The sequence below is a fragment of the Pseudorhodobacter sp. genome (assembly GCF_030452865.1).
Classification (GTDB): domain Bacteria; phylum Pseudomonadota; class Alphaproteobacteria; order Rhodobacterales; family Rhodobacteraceae; genus Pseudorhodobacter.
This window is the reverse complement of sequence record NZ_JAKDLJ010000416.1, coordinates 1-3,012: the sequence shown is the minus strand read 5'-3', so window position 1 is coordinate 3,012 and position 3,012 is coordinate 1. Positions and strand designations below refer to the sequence as shown.

Genomic DNA, 3,012 nt, shown 5'->3' with positions numbered 1-3,012 from the left:
GACTGTTTGAACCAGACCGGGTTTACCGGAGAGCATAAAGCTTGGAAGGTAAGTCATGACCAAAGGAAATTCAGGGAACCGTTTTTCGACAGAAGTGCGTGCGCGTGCAGTGCGTTTGGTGCTTGAGAACGAAGCGGATTATCAAACGCGATCCGAGTGCTTCAGATCGATTTCGCAGAAGATAGGATGTAGCCCCGAAACGCTTCGGGACTGGGTCAACAAACAGGCGGTTGAGACAGGTGATCGGGACGGTCTGACGCAGTCTGAGCGCGCGCAGATGAAAGAGCTTCAGCGCGAGAATCGTGAACTGCGCCAGGCTAATGACATTCTTCGTAAGGCGTCGGCTTTTTTCGCGGCGGCGGACCTCGACCGCCTACGGAAGAGATGATCATGTTCATAGACGACCATCGTGAGCATCTTGGCGTCGAGGCGATTTGCAAGGTTTTGCCGATCGCGCCATCCACCTATTACCACCGCAAATCGATTGAGCTGGATCCTGGCAAGGCCTCGGATCGTGCAAAGCGAGACGCCTTCATAATGACCAGGATTGCGCATTATTGGGAGAAGAGCAGGAAGCGATATGGGGCCGTGAAAATCTGGCATGACTTGCTCGACGAGGGCACTGTAGTCGCCCGTTGCACGGTTGTTCGCCTTATGAAAAGCATGGGAATACAGGGGATTACACGCGGTGATGTGACAACGACAAAGAGTAACCCTACCTTGCCATGCCCTGAAGACAAGGTGAACCGAGAGTTCAAGGCACCGGCCCCAAACATCTTGTGGGTTGCTGACTTTACCTACGTCAGAACCGCCGTCGGTTTCGTGTATGTTGCGTTCATCATTGACGTCTTTGCGCGCTACATCGTGGGCTGGAAGGTGTCCTCGTCCCCCAATGCCCAAATGGTGCTCGATGCCTAGGACCAAGCGCTGGCGGCGCGCCAACCTGAACCGGAAACCCTCATTCATCATAGCGACAGCAAGTGTGTTGTTGCCAGTTTGGCGAGGGCGGTCTGACTCTCACAGCGATGGACCGTTATCGTGATTGGTGCCGCAGGGCATTTCGGCGTGGTCTGACCCACACTCCGATCGACGATCGTGTCTTTCCCCGGACCTGTCGACCGCCCGATCTGCCCTGCGGCGAGGGATTTCCTCGACTTGCCTCTGGTGACCCGAGAAGGGCCTGACATCTGTCACGTTGCTGTCTTGTCCCGGAAGCTGCTCATGGAAAGCCTGTGTCAATAATACGCAGGAGGCGCAGATGAACAAGGATCTGAATAACGAGGCTATTGTCGGAGGTGTTGATACCCACAAGGATCTGCATGTGGCAGCTGTGGTTGATGCCAAAGACCGTTTTATAGCCAGCAACACATTTGCGACGACCCGCCAGGGGTATCGCTTGATGCTCGAATGGATGCGCTCCTTTGGCGAAGTCCGGCGGGTTGGCGTCGAAGCAACAGGGACTTACGGTGCAGGTCTTCTGCGATATCTGCAAAAGGCCGGGCTCGAAGTTCTGGAGGTCACTGGGCCAGACAAGCATGATCGCCGCGCGCGTGGCAAATCAGATACACTGGATGCGCAAGCGGCCGCCCACGCAGCGTTTTCTGGCAGGCGCACGGTCACACCCAAGACAAGAGACGGAATGATTGAAGCATTACGCGTGCTCAGGGCGTGTCGAAAGACCGCCGTTCAGGGGCGAAGGATCGCTTTGCAAATGATCGGAAACACCATTGTATCTGCGCCAGACGCGTTGCGTGACAGTGTCCGCCATTTGACCCGCATGAAACAGATCCGGACCCTGGCAGCCTGGCGTCCCGATCTGACAGGATATCGCGCAATGGACACCGCCTATCGGATTGCGTTGAAATCGCTGGCGCGCAGATATCTCGAACTGCACGATGAAATCGCCGATCTTGATGTCATGATCAAAGCGATCGTTGATGACCTGGCGCCCAAACTCGTGGAGCAGAATTCGATCGGTTATCATTGCGCCGCTCAGCTGTTGATAACGGCCGGAGCAAACCCTGACCGGCTGAAATCTGAAGCCAGCTTCGCCGCTTTATGTGGGGTCAGCCCCGTCCCGGCGTCCTCGGGAAAAACCAATCGACACCGGCTGAACCGCGGCGGCGACAGAGCGGCCAACAGTGCCTTGCATATCATCGCGATTGGCTGTCTGCGATGCGAAGAGCGCACACAAAAATATGTCGCACGGCGTATCGCAGACGGCCTCTCCAAGCTCGAAGTAATTCGTTGCCTGAAGCGCTACATCGCCCGTGAGGTATTCCATCTGATTCAGGATCGCTGCAGAGAAATCAATCAGACCCAAATCGCCGCTTGACTCTTAGAAGGGCGTCAGAGGCGTTCAATATTTGTCGATCAAATACACAGAACGTCTTGAGGAAGCCAAAATCGATCCCTCAGTTGGAAGTATTGGCGACAGCTATGACAACGCGATGGCCGAGACAATAAACGGGCTCTACAAGGCAGAGGTCATCGAACACGAAGGGCCATGGAACGGCAAAAAGGATGTCGAATTTGCCACGCTTGATTGGGTCTATTGGTTCAATCACGAACGCCGTTTTGGGCCCATAGGATACATCGCTCCAGCACAGGCAGAAAGGAACTTCTATGACAGCCTGAACACTGTTACTCTCGCCGCAGAATAGGAACTAAATCGTCTCCGGTAAACCCGGTCTGGTTCAGCTTTTACCCGACACTGAGGCCGGCCCCGAAGGCTGGTCTTCGCGCGACAAGTTCTCGGCGGTTCTGGAAACAGCGGCGCTGAATGAAGCCGATCTGGCTGAATACTGCCGCAAGCGCGGGCTTTATCCGGCGCAGATCGCAGCTTGGCGCACAGCTTGTGAGCAGGCCAATGACTGGGACCGCGCCAGCTCGGCGCGTCTGGGTCAGGCGACGAAGGAAGAGAAAAAGCGGGTCAAGGATCTGGAGCGGGAACTGGCACGCAAGGAGAAGGCCTTGGCCGAAACGGCCGCGCTGCTGGTTCTGCGAAAAAAG

Annotated in this window: 3 protein-coding genes, 2 pseudogenes and 1 other annotated feature; all 5 genes and pseudogenes read left to right on the top strand. The window is 55.7% G+C overall.

Annotated features, from left to right (window positions below):
* The first annotated feature begins 55 nt into the window (after nt 1–55).
* Nucleotides 56–388, top strand: coding sequence for a transposase (locus tag L0H65_RS17345; RefSeq protein ID WP_301460477.1), 333 nt, complete (start codon nt 56–58; stop codon nt 386–388).
* Nucleotides 343–459 (top strand) — a sequence feature (AL1L pseudoknot). (Overlaps the previous gene by 46 nt.)
* On the top strand, nt 391–918 hold the full coding sequence (locus L0H65_RS17340) for an IS3 family transposase (RefSeq protein ID WP_301460476.1): 528 nt from the start codon (nt 391–393) through the stop codon (nt 916–918). (Overlaps the previous feature by 69 nt.)
* 340 nt (nt 919–1,258) lie before the next feature.
* On the top strand, nt 1,259–2,335 hold the full coding sequence (locus L0H65_RS17335; RefSeq protein ID WP_301460475.1) for an IS110 family transposase: 1,077 nt from the start codon (nt 1,259–1,261) through the stop codon (nt 2,333–2,335).
* Nucleotides 2,336–2,351: 16 nt separating this feature from the next.
* A pseudogene (locus L0H65_RS17330) lies at nt 2,352–2,663 on the top strand (integrase core domain-containing protein); the annotation flags it as partial.
* A gap of 61 nt (nt 2,664–2,724) precedes the next feature.
* Nucleotides 2,725–3,012, top strand: a pseudogene (locus L0H65_RS17325) (IS3 family transposase); the annotation flags it as partial.

Bases quoted from the DNA above. Each gene is read 5' to 3' on its own strand.
- L0H65_RS17345 (WP_301460477.1), top strand. From the start codon at position 56: ATGACCAAAGGAAATTCAGGGAACCGTTTTTCGACAGAAGTGCGTGCG.
- L0H65_RS17340 (WP_301460476.1), top strand. From the start codon at position 391: ATGTTCATAGACGACCATCGTGAGCATCTTGGCGTCGAGGCGATTTGC.
- L0H65_RS17335 (WP_301460475.1), top strand. From the start codon at position 1,259: ATGAACAAGGATCTGAATAACGAGGCTATTGTCGGAGGTGTTGATACC.